Below are 17,568 nucleotides of genomic sequence, written 5' to 3' on the forward strand. Positions count from 1 at the left end.
TTGCATCGGACTTGAGACCGAGCCGTTGCTTCACTCGCGCCTTGTTAGTCCCGCGGTGTTCGATCGCTGCGCACCGGCTCGCCGTAACCCTTGCGACGGCTATAGAACATCAGTGCGATCAGGCCGCAGCCGGACACCAGCATCAGGATTGCAGCCCCCACGAGGATGACGTCGCGGTAAAGCGGCATTGATGGCGTTTCCTGCCATACCGCCACGGAAAACCAGGTCGCCACAATGAGAAGCGCTGCGAGAACGGCTCCGAAAGGCCATAGGTTGGTGTGGCGCACGATCTCCTCCCTCTCGTCTGGTTGGGGTTGCGTCGCCTTCACAACCCATCGGCAGCCTGCCGATTGCGCAAGGCCTAGATCCACCGCCATCCGCAGCGACGACGACCCCGATGCCACCAGCAAACCCAGCGGCGCCTGCGAGGTCGCCGGCGGCCCCAGCCAGGATGAGGCGGTGGTCCCCATTGAGCTTGCGTCAGGAGATCCGATGGCCGGCCGGACCGGCCGAGCTCGGGTGCGATCGGCATCGCTTCCGCCGCCGCAATGAAGCGGACGCCGATGGCGCCGATCGCCGCGGCAGCTGCGGCATTTTGGGCAAGGCCTAGGAAGGCGCGGCGTGTCGGGGGGGACATCATCTTCCTCTCCTTATTTCACGCAGTCCGCCGCACGGACTGAAGCGCATAAAGCAGCCACGCGAGGCCGTGCGAGATCAGGTCGACGCCAAGCAGGAAGCCGAGGACCCACACGCTCATGGTGGGGAAGCTGAACAGGATCAGCGCGCCCGCGACCAACCCGAAGATGCCGGAGATCAGCATCATCCATCCGTTCTGGCGCCAATGGGCGAAGCTCAGCATGCATCGAATGACGCCTGAGGCGATCAGGACCGCGCCGAGGAAATAAGTGAGAATAAGAGCGCCCGAGGCGGGCTGGGTCAGCAGCACGAGCCCGAAGGCGACGTAGAGAGCGCCGAGGAGGATCTGCCACAGGAAGCCGCCCCATCCTTTGGTCCAGAAGGCGTGGGCGATCTCGAACGCACCAGCCGCAATCGCCGTTAGTCCGATCAACTTCACGCTGATGATGGTCGCGAACACCACATCGCTGAGAGCTGCGATACCGGCGGCGATCATGACAACGCCAAGGAGAGCGCAGACCCACAGGGGTGGAGGGCCCAGAGCTGCGATGCCGGACCGGCTGTCATAGACTGTCATGCCACGCTCCTGATCTACTAGTGATCGCCACCCCGAGGCGAGGGTAGCTTCCGAGCCGGAACGTCGACATCCGACGAAACCCTGAGCGACCGTGCGGGAATGTTCGCATGGCGTCGTGGAGGGATCCCCGCGAACGACCTACCGCCGGCCGCGTGGACCCAGAGCCAGGTTGGTCACGCCCGCCGCGAGATTGATTCCGATGGACCGCTCGATCGACAGCGGCTGCAACATCACGCTCCGACGCGAGCCGCCAATCAGGACGTTGGCGCCGAGGCCGGGGCCGAATGCGACGCTGCCGCTCGCACCCACATAATTTCCTCGCAGCGTAGCGGGGCCGATCCGCGAATTCTTGGCGAAGACGGCCCAGGAGAGGCTACCTGCCGAGGTCACACCCAGGTCAAGCCCAACGCGCCTTATGCGTCCCTCGTAGATGTATTGTCGAGGAGGTCTGCGTGCGTAGAAGAAAGTACAGCGCAGCGATTGTGCCGATCCGAGCACCAAGCCCACGCGTGGGGAGCTGAGGCACAACAGTCGGCCGACGCGGAATGCGTCGGCGCGGGCGGGCGAGGCGGCGGTGCAGAGCAACGCGCATGCGGCAACGGAGAGGCATCGTTTCATTGGCATTCAAGCCTCCATCTGGTTGTCCGTGGACGCGGAAGTTGGCTGACGGTCCTGGCGAAGCCAGAACGTGATGCCGAGGCCGATCAGCAGCACCGCACCCAGCAGGAAGAAGAAGACAGACTGCTTCAGCCAGGATATCGCCGGGACGGTCACGCCCATCGCAAGCCCGAGAAACGAGATTTGCAGCGACAGAAGACTGATGCCCGCGAGGAACGTACCGAGCGCGAGCAACATCAGCAGGACCAGGCCGGTTGCCGGTGTCGGAAGCAATTGCTGGACCCCCGACATCAGCATGATGTTCATCGTGACCAGGACGGCGATCCAGTGCAGCGCCTGGGTCCAGATCAATCGGAGCTGGGCCTCCCTGCCTTGCGTCTCCGGCCATTTCGTCACGACGCAGACCACGCCGATGGCGAGCGCCAGGAATTCCCAGTAGCCGACGAGAGGCTGGTGGGAGACGTTGGTATAGGCGACGCCCGCGACGGCGAGCACCAACGCCACCACATAAGGGAGTTGCTGCCACAGGAATTGGGCCATCCTGAATTGAGGCGGGGGAGGCTCCGTGCTCCCGTTCCGTTCTAGATCGGTCTCGCTCATGGGCCATCCATTCACGATCTGTTGCCGCTGAATGTCACTGTGGGGTCGTCGCCGAGATAGTCCTCGACGTAGAACCGGATGATTGCGACACGGCCGATCGCGACCAGGGGCATGGCCATCGCGATGCCCAGGACGCCGAACAGCGCGCCAAGCATGACGATCGCGACCAGCGTCCAGGCAGGGGGGATCTCGACCGCCTGGCGTTGGATCAACGGACCGATCACATAGCCTTCGATCGACTGGATGATTGTGTAGATGAGAACTGCCCAGATCAGCAGCGATCCGCCGAGTGGCATTGCGACCAGCGCGATCGGAAGCGCCGCCACGATCGGTCCGAGGTATGGGATGAAGTTCGACAAGCCTGCCTGCAGTCCGAGCACAAGAGGTCCGGGCAGTCCGACCAGATAGAGTGCGACCCAGACGCATAGCGTCATGAGAGTGATCCGGATGAACTGTCCGATCAGCCACAACCGCATTACGCTGCCCATCTCGTCCATGACCGCTCTTGTTCGCGCGCGGTAGGGTCGCTTCACCAACATGACCAGGCTCTCGCGATGGCTGGTCGGATCGAACGCGAAGAGGATTCCGAGGAACACGATGACCAGCGCGCCGGTTAGCAGACTCGATGCTCCACCGAGCAGGAATTGAGCGTGGCTAAGAAAACGTCCCTGATCCGAGAACAGCCATTGCGCAAAGTCGCGGCCCCATTCCGGGCCGAGCAGGTCGACGCCGTATGACAGGAGGTGCTCCTGCAGGACGTCGATCTGGCTGTCCATGACCTTCAGCAGGAGACGCGTCTGCTCCGGTAGCTTGCCCGCACCCCATACCAGTCCAAATGTCGACAGAGCGGAGAACAGCAGGAGGACCAGCGTCAGCCGCCAAACGCGCGCGAGCGGAAGGACTGGGGCCAGCGCCCTTGCGCAGGCATCCAGAAATGCCCCGAACAGCACGCCTGCAAAGATGAGCAGGAGACTGGACACTGTCTGCCACGCCAGAAACAGGAAAACACAGGCAGCGAGCAGGCTGAGCCCGGTCGCGAGAACGCCGCGCCCGGCGTGCTCCGCCAGGCCGGCGGAATCGTCGTGAGGAAGGAGTTCGCGAAGCCGTTCCGGCCCTATCCTGGAATCGCTCATGGATCGGTCCAATCGCGAGGGTGGATGATCGTTCGCGGCGCCTAGGTGCGGACGCGTCGGCTGCCAAAGTGCGGATGCTTTCCGCCGCGATGACGCCAGTAGCGGTGCTTGGTCGGGTTCGTGTTGGTGTTGGGCGCCACGCTCTTCGGCGCCGATACATCGGTGTCCTTCGGCGCCACCCCGCTCTTGTCAGCCGACTGGGCCAGCAACAGGGTTGGAGATGCGGAAACCGCTACTAACCCGCCGCCCAGGATCAGGACGCCGAAGATAGCTCGAATGCTCATATTCGCCTCCATGCAGCCAAGGAAAGGGCTCAAACCGAGATGGCTCCCGTGGAAAGTGCGTAGACGCCGGCACAAGCGGCGACCGTGATCGCCGCAAAGAGGATCGCCTCGAACGGCCTGAACGGTGTTTCCTTGCGTTCGCGCTTGGCGAGAAGGAACAGCAGCGTGCCGGGTGCATAGAGGATCGACGACAGCAAGAGAAATTTCAGCCCGCCTGCGTAGATCATCCCGGCCGCGTAGAACGTCGCGACGGCCGAGCGGATCCAGTCGCCAAGGCGGGCGCGCTCGCCAGCGCGGTAGCACTCGCCGGTCCAGGCGAGCTTGAGACCGTAGGCCGCAACAAACAAATACGGGATCAGCGTCATCGCACTCGTCATCTTCAACGCGAGCGTGAATGCATATTCCGCAAACCAGGTGACGAGGAGGAAGGTCTGGATGACGCAGTTGGTGAGCCAGAGCGCTCCCGTAGGGACCTTGTGCGCGTTCACTGTCGCGAGAAAGGAGGGCATGGTGCGCTGGACCGCGGCGGAATGCAGCACCTCAGCCGCCAGCAGTGACCAGGACAGGTAGTTGCCGAGGACCGAGATCAGGAGTGCCACGCTGATGAACACGCCGCCCCAGCCGCCGACCATCGCTTCCATGACGCCGGCCATCGATGGAGTCGGCAAATCCGCCAGTTCCCGTCGTGGCAGCACGCCATAGGACAGCAGTGTCACGAGGACGAGCAGGCTGAGCACCGCCAGAAAGCCGGCAACGGTCGCGAATCCAACATCGCTGCGGCTGCGGGCATAGCGGGAATAGACACTGGCGCCTTCGATCCCGACGAACACGAATACGGTCAGCAGCATCGTGCCGCGAACCTGGGTGAGCACATTTGAATGCTCCGGCTGCTCCGCTCCCGCGAAGTTCAGGGAGAAAAGCCTGCCGTCGAAGGCGATGGCGGCGGCTGCAATGAACAGCAGGATGGGAACGATCTTGGCGTAGGTCGCGATCGTATTGAGCGCGGCGGCGTTCTTGATGCCGCGCAGCAGCAGAACGTGCACTCCCCACAGCAGGACGGACGCCGAAGCGATCGCCACCGCAGTTGAGCCGTCACCGAAGACAGGGAAAAACTGTCCGAGTGTCGCCTTGATCAAGACGAGACAGGCGACATCTGCAAGACAGCATCCGATCCAGTATCCCACGGCCGAAGCAAAGCCGATATACTCGCCAAACCCGGCCCTGGCGTAGGCATAGATGCCGGCATCGAGGTCCGGTTTGCGGTGTGACAAGGTCTGGAACACGAAGGCCAGCATCAGCATGCCGGTGCCTGCGATCATCCAGGCAATGATCGCTCCCAAAGCGCCAGTGGTGCGCCCGAACTGCGCCGGCAATGCGAAGATGCCGGAGCCGACCATCGATCCGATCACGAGCGCGATTAGCGCATTGCGCGAAAGTTTTTGATCGACATCGTTCGCTGATGAAGCCATGGCAAGATGGCCTTCCAATCCGCGATCGGCGGGCACTGATGCCGGCCAACCCGGCGAAGACCTTAGAGGCGGCTTTCCCCCTCGGACATCAGGGATTCTCTGTAGGGAGTAGGGGCAGGAAATCGCCAGGCAGATCGGCGCGGCGCCGGTCAGGCCCCTGCCGTAGGGTCGGTTGCGCCTTCGCAAGCACTGGGTGATGGCCGCCCGGGAACGGCTGCCAGCAGCACGACGCCGGAACGGCAGAATTCACCGGCCTTCGCGAGTTCGGCCGCAATGCGTTGGGCATGCAGAACCGCGGCATCCTGATCGGCGTATTCGCATCCGGTCCCATCGGGAGTGAGACCGTATTTGTCGACGATGTGGAAATAGAAGCGCATGTCAGCCGATTAGGCCGCGCCGCGATCATCTCCTAGTGACAAACGCGTAAGGCTCCCCCTCCAAAAGGAGGAGGGGTGAGCGGCGGTTCCAGGTTGCCCATTTGTAATGAGCGGGATGGTCGCTGCGGATCGCCGGAATATTGCAGGGGCAACAGGGTGGTTTCCCCGCCGCCGTTCGGGTGATTGTCCGATGCCGTCCTCTGAGCCCGAGCGATAGCGTAGGCGCTGTCAGCAAGCTCTGAGAGGAGACGAGCAATGTCACATTATGATCAGAACCTGGCGGCATCGAGTGCGGGCGGCGGTGGCACAATCGCGGTGGACGCCGGACTGCGCGACTACATGCTGCGCATCTATAACTACATGGCCGCCGGCGTCGGCCTGACCGCTGTTGTCGCGTGGCTGACCTATCAGCTGACGGGTCCGGCCTTGCTGGAGAGCCCGTTGATGTGGGTCTTCATCCTGGCGCCGCTTGCACTGGTCTTCTTCATCAGTTCGCGCATCAATACGCTGTCGGTATCAACGGCACGGCTTCTGTTCTTCATCTATGCCGCCCTGGTAGGCGTCTCGCTCTCGACGTTGTTCCACATCTACACCAGTGCGTCGATCACACGCGTCTTCTTCATCGCGGCCGCGACCTTCGGGGCGCTCAGCGTGTTCGGCTACACCACGCGGCGCGACCTATCCGGTCTCGGCACCTTCTTGTTCATGGGCTTGATCGGCGTCATCATTGCCAGTCTGGTCAACCTCTTCCTGCAGTCTTCCGGGCTGGACTGGCTGATCTCGGTCGTGGGCGTCGGTGTCTTTGCCGGACTCACGGCCTATGACACGCAGCGGATCAAGGCGATGTACGACAACAGGGATGATGAAACTTCGGCTGGCCGCAAGTCCGTGATTTCGGCGCTGTCCCTCTATCTCAACTTCATCAACCTGTTCATGATGCTGCTGCGCCTCGCCGGCGGCCGGCGCTGAGCGGGCCAAGGGCAGCCGTTCAGGCCGCCGGCTGCTTCGCCGCGCTTGCGAGCGCGTCGCGCAGCGCTTGTTCCTTGGTATCATCCAGGGACGTCTTGAGCACGGTCCCCCCGGCCTCCTTGATCTCCTTCAGCACCTTGTCCGCCGTCATGTTCTTGACCAGGACGAACAAGGCGGCGTTGCCGGTGTTGAGCGACGCAGACAATTCCTTCATGAAAGCGTCGTCGATGCCGAAATCGGAGAGGGCGCCGCCGAGCGCGCCCGATGCCGCGCCGACCGCGACACCGAGGATCGGATTGAGGAAGATAACGCCGATCAGCAGTCCCCAGAAACTTCCGGTCATCGCGCCGATCGCTGTCGTGTTGACGAGTTGGTTGAGTTTGATGCCGCCGGAATCGGTTTTCACGGCGATCACTGCGTCGCTGATTGTGATCAGATATTCTTTCTGCAGCCTGAGCAGCCGTTGACGCACTTCTTCGGCCTTCGCCTCGGATGGATACACGATCGCTACTAGATCGGACATGCAAGCCTCCTGCTGGGTCGAGTTCCGCCGGCCAAGCCTGGTCGGTCCGGCGCGACACGCTGAAAGATTAGCTGCCGCCCCCCTGGCACGGCATCGGAGAAAACCCTAAGGCCCTGGGGATGAATGTTCCTGATGCGCGACGCTGCCGCCCCCTGGGGCAATTACGGCGGCATCGTATCGAAAGCCGAAGTTTCGGCTGCGTCTCATTGTGAGCGCTCGCTCGTTGGCGAGGAGAATCCCGATCTTTGACTAGGTAATCACCCGATATTCCAGGCCCGGCGCAAGGCGCATGGTGCAAACGGTGGGCAAGTCGATCGACCGGGATGCAACGCACGCCCGTCGCGAGGTCCTCACATGACTGCGAACCCGTCAATCCAGAAGCTCTCGCTGTTCGCATTGACCGCGATGGTGGTCGGCTCGATGGTCGGCTCGGGTATCTTCTCGCTGCCGAGAACCTTTGGTATCGCCACCGGACCGTTCGGAGCCATCTTCGCCTGGTGCATCGCGGGCGGCGGCATGTACACCCTCGCGCGGGTGTTCCAGGCGCTGGCGGAACGAAAGCCCGAGCTCGATGCCGGCGTCTATGCCTATGCGAAGGAGGGGTTTGGCGACTATCCCGGTTTCCTGTCGGCATTCGGATACTGGATAGGCAGCTGTATCGGCAACGTCTCCTATTGGGTGCTGATCAAGTCGACGCTGGGTGCTTTCTTCCCGGTCTTCGGGGACGGTAACACGGTGATCGCGATCGTCGTCGCCTCGATCGGAATCTGGCTGTTTCATTTCATGATTCTGCGCGGTGTGCAGCAGGCGGCCGCGATCAACACGATCGTGACGATCGCAAAGATCGTGCCGATACTCGTCTTCATCGTCATCCTGATCATAGGGTTCAAGGCGGACCTGTTTCGAACGAACTTCTGGGGCGGAGAGGGCATGCCGGACAAGAGTTTGTTCGAGCAGATTCGTGCGACCATGTTGGTCACCGTATTTGTCTTTCTCGGCATCGAGGGTGCCAGCGTCTATTCGCGCTACGCCAAGGAACGTGCGCACGTCGGCGCTGCGACCATTCTGGGATTTACGATCGTGACGAGCCTGATGGTGCTCGTGACCATGCTGCCGTATGCCGTGCTTCACCGCGCCGAGATTGCCGACATGCGGCAGCCTTCGATGGCGACGGTGCTGGAGGCGGTCGTCGGACATTGGGGCGCGATCTTCGTCAGCGTCGGGCTTCTGGTTTCGGTGTTGGGGGCCTATCTCGCATGGTCGCTGATCTGCGCCGAGGTGCTATCCGCCGCCGGGCGGACCAGGGACATGCCGGCCCTGTTCGGCACGGAAAATGCGAACAAGGTGCCGGCTGCCGCGCTTTGGCTCACCAATGGGATCGTTCAGCTCTTCGTCATCAGCACCTATTGGTCGCAGGATGCGTTCGCGTTGATGCTCAATCTGACGAGCGTGATGTCGCTCATTCCGTTCTTCCTCGTCGCGGCCTATGGACTTCTGCTCGTCAGGCGTGGCGAGACCTACGGTAAGGAAAGCAGCGACAGAACGCGCGACATGGTCTTCGCCGGCATTGCCGTCGTCTACACGCTATTCCTGATCTACTCCGCCGGAATGAAGTTCCTGCTGCTGTCCTTGATCCTCTATGCGCCCGGTACCGCGCTCTATTTCTGGGCGCGTCTGGAACAGAAGGCGCGGGTCTTTACGGCCGTCGAGTGGGTCATCTTCATCGCCGCTGCCGTCGGCGCTGCCGTCGGAATCCACGGATTGGCGACTGGCTACATCACCATCTAGGCAAGGCATCCCGGGGAGAACTCCCATGGCAAAGCAGGCGTCGGACAGCTCGGTTTCCTTCGGGGTCCATTCGGAGGTCGGTCAACTCCGGAAGGTGATGGTCTGCTCCCCCGGCCGCGCCCATCAGCGCCTCACGCCGTCCAATTGCGACACCCTGCTGTTCGACGACGTGCTGTGGGTCGAGAACGCCAAGCGCGATCACTTCGACTTCGTGCAGAAGATGCGCGACCGCGGCATCGAAGTCGTCGAGATGCACAATCTGCTGGCGGAGACCGTCGCGATCCCCGAGGCCAGGAAGTGGATTCTCGACAACCAGGTCGTTCCCGATCAGGTCGGCCTCGGCCTCGTCGATGAGCTGCGGGGCTACCTTGAAAGCCTCAAGCCGCGCGATCTGGCTGAAACGCTGATCGGGGGCGTTTCGACCCATGACTTCCCGGACGCCCATGGCGGCGAGATGCTCAAGCTCGTCCGCGAGGCCGCCGGCATGACCGAGTATCTGCTGCCGCCGCTTCCCAATACGTTGTATACGCGGGACACGACCTGCTGGATCTACGGCGGGGTCACGCTGAACTCGCTCTACTGGCCGGCGCGACACGAGGAGCCGATCCTCGCGACAGCCATCTACATGTTCCATCCGGATTTCGCCGGCAAGGTCAAAGTCTGGTGGGGCGACCCGACGCGGGACCACGGCCTTGCGACGCTGGAGGGCGGCGACGTGATGCCGATCGGCAAGGGCAACGTGCTGATCGGGTTGAGCGAGCGCACCTCGCGACAGGCGATCAGCCAGGTCGCCGCGGCTTTGTTCGAGAAGAAGGCGGCGGAGCGTGTGATTGTGGCTGCGATGCCGAAGCTCCGTGCGGCGATGCATCTCGATACCGTCTTCACGTTCGCTGACAGGGATTGCGTTCTGCTGTATCCCGACATCGTCAACAACATCGCGGCCTTTTCATACCGGCCGGCCGACAATTCGGCCGGCCTCGAGCTGCGCAGGGATGAAAAGCCTTTCGTGGATGTCGTGGCTGAAGCCCTTGGCCTGAAGAAGATGCGTGTCATCGAGACCGGGGGCAACGCCTACATGCGGGAACGAACGCAGTGGGACAGCGGCGCCAATCTGGTTTGCGCCTCCCCAGGCGTGGTGTTCGCCTATGACCGCAATACCTACACCAACACCTTGCTTCGCAAGGAAGGGATCGAGGTGATCACCATCGTCGGGGCGGAGCTCGGGCGGGGCCGGGGAGGCGGTCATTGCATGACCTGTCCGATTATCAGGGACGCGGCGGACTACTAGACCGTGCGGATCGACCGGGTTCGGTCGTGAAGCCGGCGTTTATGGGCGGAGCGCCACTCCGGCCCCCTTGTACCTGCGCGGTCGATCGCAAGCGCAGCGTTGGCTCCACGCGTTTGTTCCGCGGCGGCGAGGGAGAACCTTTCGGCAATTTACGAAATGGCGATCGATCGATTCAATCACTGATTTTGAATCATACCACTAACACGCCACAATCGTCGCCCAGGCTGAGGCGATTCCTGGTGCACGCAAAGCCATCGAGGAACATCATGCGCGGATCGAGAGCTCTTTTGGTGGTCCTGGGATTGTTGGGAACCGGCACTGCTTGGGCGGCGGACGTCGATCTCACCGAACTGAAGGCGAGCAGCCCTGTCCCGTATTATTCCGCTCCGTCCTGGAGCGTGGTCGGCTCCGTCACGCCGAATTTCACGGATAATGCCTTGTTCAGCCGGGACAACCGCAGGTCGGATTTCTTCTACGAGCCCGACGTCAGCGTCAGGCTGGATGGGAACCTCACAGATGACCTGTCGTACCGGCTCTATGCACGCGCACAATATGACGCCTTTTCGAGAGAGAAAGACGGCAATGCCGCAGTGGCGCGGATGGGAGCGCGCCTGACGGAGAATTGGGAGGGCTGGCGCTTCTCCGCCATCTACGAGCACCGATACGATTTCGACGGCATCTATCGCGACCTCGCTTTCACCTCAGACGACGTGATGGGCTCGGTGGCGCGCGACTTCCGCGTCAACAATGTGACGCTCTCACCGCTCTTGCTCCTGACCTACCGATTTTCCGACCTTGCGGAAGCTCGCCGCTGGCGCTTCGATGCCTTGCTCGGCATAGAAGTCAAACTCGATCCAAAATGGTCGATCGTGAGCACGCCGTTGTTCGAAGCCTTCTGGTTCACCGACGGGCTGAACAGGGGTCGGCAAGATCAAATCTACTCCGCGGATATTGGCCTGAAGTATAGTTTTGCCAGCAACGTTTCGCTAACAACCACTGTGCTGTACGAGGCACGAGAATCGAACGTCATGGTGCGGCGCTACAGGGATCTCAGGATCGGTCCCCGTCTCGACTTCGCCTTTTGAGAGGTCTGCAAGATGATGTTGAGACGTGCTTGGGTGCTGATCGGAGTTGTTGTCGGTTTGACCGCCGCATCCGCCGCAGCCGCGGACCCGCGCGACTCTGTGGACCGAAGCCAACGTCTGGATACGGATGCACTCAGGGACGATGCCGGCACTCAACGGCTGCGGATGCCGTCTCATCCGCTGGTGATCGCCCCGCCGCAAGAGGGAGCTCCAAACGCGACGAAAAGAAAGAAGAACAAGCCGAACACGAGCGGCGACGTGAGCCGCTAACACACCGCGACTCAGCATGGTGCGATCCCCTCGACGCCATCATGAAAGCTGTTTGCTGCGCTTGAGTATCTATTGCACCTTATTTGAATTGCAGCGGGATAATCTGGCAAAAAACCGCTCATCCGATCCGCCCGATGCGTCTCACCGATGCAAGATTTTATTCCGTCAGAAACACTACCTGGTGGTGTGAGCAACCTGACGGTGTATACTCCGCCTACCCCAAGGGCGCGTCGCCTGATCCATTGATACCTCGCCGGCGGGGCAAGGAGACTCCTGATGTTCGGCCTCAATATATTGAGCTTCAATATGTTGAGCTTCAATATCGGGCGTCACCAGTGAATAGTGGTGCGTACCGTGAAGCTACATAGCTCGCCCGCCCGTGAGTCGAGTGGAACCAGTGCTAGAAGGTGGTTGCGACTTGGCTCGGAAGAAACCAGCGAACGCCGGTACTGGGTGTTCTCACCCGATCTTCTTTTTGTAGCCCGTCCTTCGTTTCGAGGGCACTTCGTGTACGAGGGAATTAATCCGGCATTCGAGCTTCGTCTCGGCATCTCGTCTGAAGATGTCCGGGAGATGGAGATCTCCAATTGCCTCAACAGGCACGACGCCAAAGCCGTCAGCGAAGCTCTCCGCGCGTGCCGCGCAGAAGGAACAGAGGTCAGGATTCGCCATTCCCTTGCGTTTGGCGGCGAGCGCCAGAACATGGAAACTACCGTTGTTCCGATCATGGATGCCGTAGCCGATGGTGCGGTCCGCTTGATCGGCAGCCATCGTATCGTGGGCAAAGGATCTTTCCATAACGCTGCTGGACGCTCGCTTGCGCAGGAGAGCGTCAACTTGCTGTCCATTCAGGAGGATATCCAGCAAAGGATTGCGTCTGATCTGCACGACTCGACTTGTCAGCATCTGATTGCCGCAAGTCTTGGCATGATGCGATTCCGACAGAGCATGGGCGACCCGGTCGGGGCCGAGCGCCTTTGCGATGAGATCGACGCGTCGATCGACGCGGCGCTCAGGGAGATCCGCGCTTTTGCCTACCTGCTGCACCCGCAAAATCTGACAGACGACGGGCTCAAGGCCACGATCGAGCGCTATGCCGATGGATTCGCGACGCGCACGTCCTTGCGGATCACGACGAGGATCGTGGCTGGCGTCGACCGATTGCCCTACGAAAACCAGCGCTCATTGCTTCGGGTCGTTCAAGAAGCGCTCACGAACGTATTCCGCCATGCAAAGGCGACGCAAGTGAGCATCGTCATCGAGGGGACCGGCAGCCATTTTCGGCTAACCGTCAGCGACAATGGGCGTGGGCTTCAGGTTGGCCCCACGAACCAGCCGATATCGACCGGCGTTGGAATTCCGGCCATGAGAGCAAGACTTGAGCAGATCGGAGGTTCACTGGAGATCCGCTCGGGTCCGCATCATTCCGGTACCGTTCTGTGCGCAGTCTTTCCGCATGCCTCGGTCACGAGAGAAGCCGGCGAAGGGACCCCACTGTCATGAGGGCCCCCGCAGGCACGCATTGAGAAGAAAAGCACTGATCACCGGCGGCAAGCGGAAACGAGTTCGTTTCGACCCAGCCGCCGAGTAGCGACTGGAGTGCTCGCCATGAAGCGTATTCTCATAGCAGACGATCACGAAGCGGTACGGTCGGGCTTGCGTGCGGTGCTAAGGCAACGAGCGGATTGGGAAGTAGTCGCCGAGGCGAGCGACGGCAGCAAGGCGCTGACAGCGGCGATCGAGAGTCGACCTCACGTGGCAATCGTCGATTTTTCCATGCCGCGAATGACCGGACTGGAGGTCGCGCGGCGAATCAGGGAATACCCGCTGCAAACCGAGGTTCTGATTTTCACGGTCCACAACTCCGGTCTGCTCGCCCAACAAGCATTCGAGGCAGGCGCGCGCGCTTTCCTGGCGAAATCGGACGCAAGCAGATTGCTGATGACGGCCGTCGATGCCCTTCTGGCGCACAAGCAGTTCTGTACCGAAAAATGTCGAAACGAACTGAACGGCGGATCAGGCAGCAATGCAGACCGGCATCCGGGCCTCACTCCGCGCGAGCAGGTCGTCGTTAAGCTGGTTGCAGAAGGCTACAGCAACAAGGGCATCAGTGCGATCCTCAACCTCAGCGTCAAGACCACTGAAGCTCATCGCGCCGCCGCGATGCGCAAGCTGGACGTGAGCTCGACCGCGGGGCTGGTACGATACGCCGTCCGCGCGCAGCTGGTCGAGGCATGACAATGCCTTTCTGGGGTGGGGTGGGCCGAGGCGGCGTCGGTAAAATCGCTCGGCCATCTGGGGGTTTTATAGGATGATGCTTCAGCCCGTGATCTGTATGATCGCTCGACTGTTCTGCTGCCGATGATCTCCGCCGATTGCGGTCGGATAGGAGAACGATGTCGTGAAACGCATCTTGATTGCGGATGATCATGAAATCGTGCGTTCAGGGCTGCGCGCGATTGTCGATACGCGCTCCGACTGGATCGTTGTCGGTGAAGCAACGAATGGTGAGCAGGCCGTCGCATTGGCTCTGGAGACAAAGCCGGACGTCGTGATCGTCGACTATTCGATGCCCCTCATGAACGGGCTAGAGGTCAGTCGCCGAGTGAAGTCACTTCGCTTGCGCAGCGAAGTTCTGATTCTGACGATGCATGAAAACGAAGAGCTGCTGACCGAAGCCATTCTGGCCGGTGTCCGAGGCTTCTTGTTCAAATCGGATGCGAGGAAACACCTGCTGTCCGCCGTCGAAGCGCTGCTGGATCGAAGGCCCTATTTCACGAGCGTGCTGCTGGAGAAACTGCTCCACGACTACCAGCTCAACAAGCTGAACAAGTCGGATATGCTGCTCACCTCGCGCGAGCAGAGCGTAGTCCAACTGATAGCGGAAGGACATACCAACAGGTCCATAAGCTCCATTTTGCAGTTGAGCGTGAAGACCGTCGAGACCCATCGCGCTTCCGCGATGCGCAAGCTGGGAATGTCCTCGACCGCTGAACTGGTCCGTTACGCCATCCGCAAGAAATTGGTAGCGCCCTGAGAGACATCTCCGGCTAAAAGATATTTCGCCAGATGTGTGAGCCGAGAGATCATCGACTGTCTTCAACTCGGGGGCGCACGCTGCCGCCGATGTCGGTATTTACCCCTAAGCGCCCCAGGCGGAATTTGGGAGTGACTCGATTCCGCAATGCTGCGAGACTTGTCAGCACACGCAGCAAGGAGGCCGGCATGAGTAGGAGTGCACCTGTTGTTTTCGCAGTCGTTCTGTCGGCTGTTGCCGCAAACGTCGCGCTTGCTGACCGACCGGGGCCTGACTGGATGCCGATCCAGCAAGTCATCGAGAAGGTCCTTAAGTCGGGCTTTGCGCTGGTCAGCAAGATCGAAGCGGATGACGGTCGCTGGGAAGGCGAAGGCATCAAGGATGGTCAGAAGATGAAGTTTCTCGCCGACCCAAAGACAGGCGAGATCATATCTACCAGGCCTGACCGCTAGATAGGCGCTGGCTCTATCCGGCAAGCGCAATCCCTATCCGGGAAAGATTGGCGTTGTGGAGCACGGCGCTCTGGCCGATCTGCTTCTGGTCGAAGGAAATCCACTGGAGAATATCAATCCCGTCGGCGACCCCACGAAGTTCATCGTTATCATGAAGGACGGAACGATCTACAAGAATGCGTTAGCACAATAGCACGCCTATTCTATGTAGCGGTGCGCTTCGAACTTACATGAAGACTAGAGTATTACCCTTAACTGTCACTCGGGCCATGTCTCGGCGAGGCGCCATAAATGTACACACAATCAAAAACAAATGTCCGCAACTTGATCGATGAGGACGTGGATGACGGCTCGCGCTTCGCGACACATTGCTACGCCTGCTGTCGTTGCTGGACACCCCGAACGATATCCCCGTTCTCGCCCCCATGGTCGAACGGGAATTGCTCTATCGTCTCCTGCAAGGTCCGCAGGGACGGCTGATGCGTCAGATCGCCGAGCCCGAGGGTCCACTGGGTCGCATCCGACGGGCCGTTCAGTGGATCAGGGACAACCACAACACTCAATTGCGCATCGAGGCCTTATGCGACGCGAGCGGCATGAGCCGGGCAAGCCTGCATCGTCACTTCTTGGCTATGACCGGCCTCAGCCCTCTCCAATATCAAAAACAACTCCGGTTGCAGGAGGCGCGCCAACTTTTGCTTGCGGGCGAGCATACTGCGTCCGACGTGGCGTTCGCGGTCGGCTATGAGCGCGCGTCCCAATTTAGCCGAGAGTACGTTCGGCAATTCGGCGCGCCGCCGGCGCGCGACGCTCGCCAGATACGGCAGGCGATCGCCATTCCAGCGATGACGTATAGTGCCTTCAAGACATTGGCGCGAAAAGCGGTCCACACGCGCGGCCTTCGCCAAGCGTCCGCAGGGAGCCGGGATTGCCGACGTTGCCTGCGACTTGGACAAGAGTTTTCACGAGAAGCGGCGCCAATGAACTCGCCTGCGGCCATTGCGCGGGAAACGCGGCTTGGCGCTCTTACGCCGCTTTCTTGCGGGGCTTCGGCTTTGCTTTTTTGTCGAGCAGGACTCTCTCCGGAGCCGGGCGCGCGCCTGGACCAGGGTGGACATGAACTTCCTTGGCCGAAAGCGGTTCGCCGCATTCCGAGCACACCATGACGGGGTCGAACATCTTGCCGCACTTGCGGTGCTCGTGCAGCAAGGGGCGTCCGCGTTCGTCGACCATGTGGGTGTCGCCCCAATGTACGAGCGCCATCATGATCGGATAGAGGTCGAGGCCCTTTTGCGTCAGGATATACTCGTGGCGTTTAGGCGACTCCTGGTAAGGAATGCGGCGCAGGACGCCCAGCCGAACCAGCTTTTTCAGTCGCTCTGCGAGCAGATGGCGGGTGATTCCAAGCGCTGACTGAAACCCCTCGAAACGGCGCGTGCGCAGGAAGCATTCGCGGAGAATCAGAAGAGTCCAGCGGTCACCAATCACACCGATGGTGCGAGCCATCGAACATGGCTCTTCCTCAAGTTCATCCCATTTCATTCCTGCTCTCCGGTCGACCGGCGCCTGTTCCGCTCGAATCAGGGGAGTGGCAGACGCCACTCCTACCATTCTAGATAGGCACTAAAGTGGATACAATACCTTGCCGGTCGTTTCAAACCAACGGAATTCAAAGTAGATTTGACAGTTCAATTTTAGAACTATAGAAGGAGGGGCAGGCTGCGTTCGGCCTACAAGATCACGCCAGGCCTAACAAACATCGCGCTCTGCGGGAGGAGCTGACATGTCCCTGAAAGTTGAATTCCTGTTCGATTTCGGCAGCCCGAACGCTTACCTCGCGGAACTAGCCCTTCCCGGAATCGAACGGCGCACCGGCGTGAAATTCGAGTATGTCCCGATCCTGCTCGGCGGCATCTTCAAGGCAACGGGCAACATGTCTCCGTTCGAGTCGCTTCATGGCATCAAGAACAAACCCGAATACCAGGCGCTGGAGACGCAACGCTTCATTCGCCGGCATAACGTGACGAAATTCCGCTCCAATCCGTTCTTTCCGGTCAATACGCTGATGTTGATGCGCAGCGCCGTCGCGGCGCAGTTCGAAGGCGTGTTCGAACCCTATTTCCGCGCGGCCTACCACCACATGTGGGAGGAGCCGAAGAAGATGGATGACCTCGAAACCTTCCGAGCAGCGTTCATCTCCTCAGGCGTCGATATCGATCGGTTGCTTGCACGTGCGCAGCAGGACGACGTCAAGAAGGGGCTGATCGATCGCACCACCGACGCGGTCAACCGCGGCGCATTCGGCTCGCCGACCTTCTTCGTTGGAGATGAGATGTTCTTCGGGAAGGACCAGCTTCGCGATGTGGAGGAGTCGATCGTCGAGCAGATCGGCCAACCCGTTTCGAAGACGGCCTGAGGCCAGAACCTGGAGCCTTTGCAGAGCCGGGTAGACGTCCGCGCGC

19 protein-coding genes and 2 pseudogenes are annotated in these 17,568 nt (G+C 60.7%); 11 read left to right on the plus strand and 10 right to left on the minus strand.

Translation table 11 applies throughout. From position 1 onward, the window contains the following. Positions 1–44: 44 nt before the first annotated feature. The 8 genes from H1B27_RS39900 to H1B27_RS00675 form a co-directional block, all read right to left on the minus strand. The gene (locus H1B27_RS39900) at positions 45–470 is read right to left on the minus strand and encodes a hypothetical protein (RefSeq protein WP_246515035.1); all 426 of its coding nucleotides are present in this window, start codon (positions 468–470) and stop codon (positions 45–47) included. 185 nt (positions 471–655) lie between these two features. After that, positions 656–1,213: an HdeD family acid-resistance protein gene (locus H1B27_RS00645; RefSeq protein WP_061880487.1), complete on the minus strand. Its 558-nt coding sequence runs from the start codon at positions 1,211–1,213 to the stop codon at positions 656–658. 138 nt (positions 1,214–1,351) lie between these two features. Next, positions 1,352–1,831, minus strand: a complete 480-nt coding sequence (locus H1B27_RS00650; RefSeq protein WP_376708963.1) for a DUF992 domain-containing protein — start codon at positions 1,829–1,831, stop codon at positions 1,352–1,354. A gap of 6 nt (positions 1,832–1,837) precedes the next feature. Next, positions 1,838–2,431: a hypothetical protein gene (locus H1B27_RS00655; protein WP_197964589.1), complete on the minus strand. Its 594-nt coding sequence runs from the start codon at positions 2,429–2,431 to the stop codon at positions 1,838–1,840. A gap of 11 nt (positions 2,432–2,442) precedes the next feature. After that, positions 2,443–3,564 carry an AI-2E family transporter gene (locus H1B27_RS00660; RefSeq protein WP_197964590.1) on the minus strand — a complete coding sequence of 374 codons (1,122 nt, stop codon included), beginning with the start codon at positions 3,562–3,564 and terminating at the stop codon, positions 2,443–2,445. A 41-nt stretch (positions 3,565–3,605) separates the two neighbouring features. Further along, complete coding sequence (locus H1B27_RS00665) at positions 3,606–3,848, minus strand: hypothetical protein (protein ID WP_061880513.1); 243 nt, start codon at positions 3,846–3,848, stop codon at positions 3,606–3,608. A gap of 29 nt (positions 3,849–3,877) precedes the next feature. Continuing rightward, on the minus strand, positions 3,878–5,317 hold the full coding sequence (locus tag H1B27_RS00670; RefSeq protein WP_197964591.1) for a basic amino acid/polyamine antiporter: 1,440 nt from the start codon (positions 5,315–5,317) through the stop codon (positions 3,878–3,880). A 149-nt stretch (positions 5,318–5,466) separates the two neighbouring features. Further along, on the minus strand, positions 5,467–5,694 hold the full coding sequence (locus H1B27_RS00675) for a DUF6894 family protein (RefSeq protein ID WP_197964724.1): 228 nt from the start codon (positions 5,692–5,694) through the stop codon (positions 5,467–5,469). 255 nt (positions 5,695–5,949) lie between these two features. Here H1B27_RS00675 and H1B27_RS00680 point away from each other — a divergent pair, with 255 nt between their 5' ends. Beyond that, positions 5,950–6,663 carry a Bax inhibitor-1/YccA family protein gene (locus H1B27_RS00680; protein ID WP_061880481.1) on the plus strand — a complete coding sequence of 238 codons (714 nt, stop codon included), beginning with the start codon at positions 5,950–5,952 and terminating at the stop codon, positions 6,661–6,663. A 19-nt stretch (positions 6,664–6,682) separates the two neighbouring features. Here H1B27_RS00680 and H1B27_RS00685 read toward each other — a convergent pair whose 3' ends face one another. Further along, positions 6,683–7,186 (minus strand): DUF1269 domain-containing protein, encoded by a 504-nt coding sequence (locus H1B27_RS00685; RefSeq protein ID WP_061880480.1) that lies wholly within the window; start codon positions 7,184–7,186, stop codon positions 6,683–6,685. Between the two features lie 354 nt (positions 7,187–7,540). Here H1B27_RS00685 and H1B27_RS00690 point away from each other — a divergent pair, with 354 nt between their 5' ends. From H1B27_RS00690 to H1B27_RS00725, 9 genes and pseudogenes are all read left to right on the plus strand, one after another. After that, entirely contained in the window at positions 7,541–8,974 is a 1,434-nt protein-coding gene (locus H1B27_RS00690) for a basic amino acid/polyamine antiporter (protein ID WP_197964592.1), read from the plus strand. A gap of 25 nt (positions 8,975–8,999) precedes the next feature. Beyond that, entirely contained in the window at positions 9,000–10,262 is a 1,263-nt protein-coding gene (gene arcA, locus H1B27_RS00695) for an arginine deiminase (RefSeq protein WP_197964593.1), read from the plus strand. 266 nt (positions 10,263–10,528) lie between these two features. Continuing rightward, the gene (locus tag H1B27_RS00700; protein ID WP_061880477.1) at positions 10,529–11,347 is read left to right on the plus strand and encodes an outer membrane beta-barrel protein; all 819 of its coding nucleotides are present in this window, start codon (positions 10,529–10,531) and stop codon (positions 11,345–11,347) included. Between the two features lie 777 nt (positions 11,348–12,124). Continuing rightward, positions 12,125–13,120, plus strand: coding sequence for a sensor histidine kinase (locus tag H1B27_RS00705; protein ID WP_245312069.1), 996 nt, complete (start codon positions 12,125–12,127; stop codon positions 13,118–13,120). 105 nt (positions 13,121–13,225) lie between these two features. Then, on the plus strand, positions 13,226–13,855 hold the full coding sequence (locus H1B27_RS00710; protein ID WP_061880476.1) for a response regulator: 630 nt from the start codon (positions 13,226–13,228) through the stop codon (positions 13,853–13,855). Between the two features lie 163 nt (positions 13,856–14,018). Then, positions 14,019–14,654: a response regulator gene (locus tag H1B27_RS00715; protein ID WP_197964594.1), complete on the plus strand. Its 636-nt coding sequence runs from the start codon at positions 14,019–14,021 to the stop codon at positions 14,652–14,654. Positions 14,655–14,842: 188 nt separating this feature from the next. Then, complete coding sequence (locus tag H1B27_RS00720; RefSeq protein WP_061883626.1) at positions 14,843–15,106, plus strand: PepSY domain-containing protein; 264 nt, start codon at positions 14,843–14,845, stop codon at positions 15,104–15,106. Between the two features lie 7 nt (positions 15,107–15,113). Then, positions 15,114–15,299, plus strand: a pseudogene (locus H1B27_RS39905) (amidohydrolase family protein); the annotation flags it as partial. Between the two features lie 163 nt (positions 15,300–15,462). Continuing rightward, positions 15,463–15,951, plus strand: a pseudogene (locus H1B27_RS00725) (helix-turn-helix domain-containing protein); the annotation flags it as partial. A gap of 181 nt (positions 15,952–16,132) precedes the next feature. On the opposite strand, the gene H1B27_RS00730 reads toward H1B27_RS00725, so the two are convergent. Then, entirely contained in the window at positions 16,133–16,648 is a 516-nt protein-coding gene (locus H1B27_RS00730) for a winged helix-turn-helix transcriptional regulator (protein ID WP_060735362.1), read from the minus strand. 241 nt (positions 16,649–16,889) lie between these two features. Between H1B27_RS00730 and H1B27_RS00735 the strand changes: the two genes are divergently transcribed. Further along, complete coding sequence (locus tag H1B27_RS00735) at positions 16,890–17,522, plus strand: 2-hydroxychromene-2-carboxylate isomerase (protein WP_197964595.1); 633 nt, start codon at positions 16,890–16,892, stop codon at positions 17,520–17,522. Positions 17,523–17,568: the final 46 nt, after the last annotated feature.

It is taken from the genome of Bradyrhizobium diversitatis (assembly GCF_016031635.1).
GTDB classification, from domain to species: domain Bacteria; phylum Pseudomonadota; class Alphaproteobacteria; order Rhizobiales; family Xanthobacteraceae; genus Bradyrhizobium; species Bradyrhizobium diversitatis.

Coding starts and splice junctions, on each gene's coding strand:
- H1B27_RS00690 (WP_197964592.1), top strand. CDS start 7,541: ATGACTGCGAACCCGTCAATCCAGAAGCTCTCGCTGTTCGCATTGACC.
- H1B27_RS00730 (WP_060735362.1), bottom strand. CDS start 16,648: ATGAAATGGGATGAACTTGAGGAAGAGCCATGTTCGATGGCTCGCACC.
- H1B27_RS00670 (WP_197964591.1), bottom strand. CDS start 5,317: ATGGCTTCATCAGCGAACGATGTCGATCAAAAACTTTCGCGCAATGCG.
- H1B27_RS00735 (WP_197964595.1), top strand. CDS start 16,890: ATGTCCCTGAAAGTTGAATTCCTGTTCGATTTCGGCAGCCCGAACGCT.
- H1B27_RS00700 (WP_061880477.1), top strand. CDS start 10,529: ATGCGCGGATCGAGAGCTCTTTTGGTGGTCCTGGGATTGTTGGGAACC.
- H1B27_RS00665 (WP_061880513.1), bottom strand. CDS start 3,848: ATGAGCATTCGAGCTATCTTCGGCGTCCTGATCCTGGGCGGCGGGTTA.
- H1B27_RS00710 (WP_061880476.1), top strand. CDS start 13,226: ATGAAGCGTATTCTCATAGCAGACGATCACGAAGCGGTACGGTCGGGC.
- H1B27_RS00650 (WP_376708963.1), bottom strand. CDS start 1,831: ATGAAACGATGCCTCTCCGTTGCCGCATGCGCGTTGCTCTGCACCGCC.
- H1B27_RS00675 (WP_197964724.1), bottom strand. CDS start 5,694: ATGCGCTTCTATTTCCACATCGTCGACAAATACGGTCTCACTCCCGAT.
- H1B27_RS39900 (WP_246515035.1), bottom strand. CDS start 470: ATGGGGACCACCGCCTCATCCTGGCTGGGGCCGCCGGCGACCTCGCAG.
- H1B27_RS00660 (WP_197964590.1), bottom strand. CDS start 3,564: ATGAGCGATTCCAGGATAGGGCCGGAACGGCTTCGCGAACTCCTTCCT.
- H1B27_RS00655 (WP_197964589.1), bottom strand. CDS start 2,431: ATGAGCGAGACCGATCTAGAACGGAACGGGAGCACGGAGCCTCCCCCG.
- H1B27_RS00685 (WP_061880480.1), bottom strand. CDS start 7,186: ATGTCCGATCTAGTAGCGATCGTGTATCCATCCGAGGCGAAGGCCGAA.
- H1B27_RS00680 (WP_061880481.1), top strand. CDS start 5,950: ATGTCACATTATGATCAGAACCTGGCGGCATCGAGTGCGGGCGGCGGT.
- arcA (WP_197964593.1), top strand. CDS start 9,000: ATGGCAAAGCAGGCGTCGGACAGCTCGGTTTCCTTCGGGGTCCATTCG.
- H1B27_RS00720 (WP_061883626.1), top strand. CDS start 14,843: ATGAGTAGGAGTGCACCTGTTGTTTTCGCAGTCGTTCTGTCGGCTGTT.
- H1B27_RS00645 (WP_061880487.1), bottom strand. CDS start 1,213: ATGACAGTCTATGACAGCCGGTCCGGCATCGCAGCTCTGGGCCCTCCA.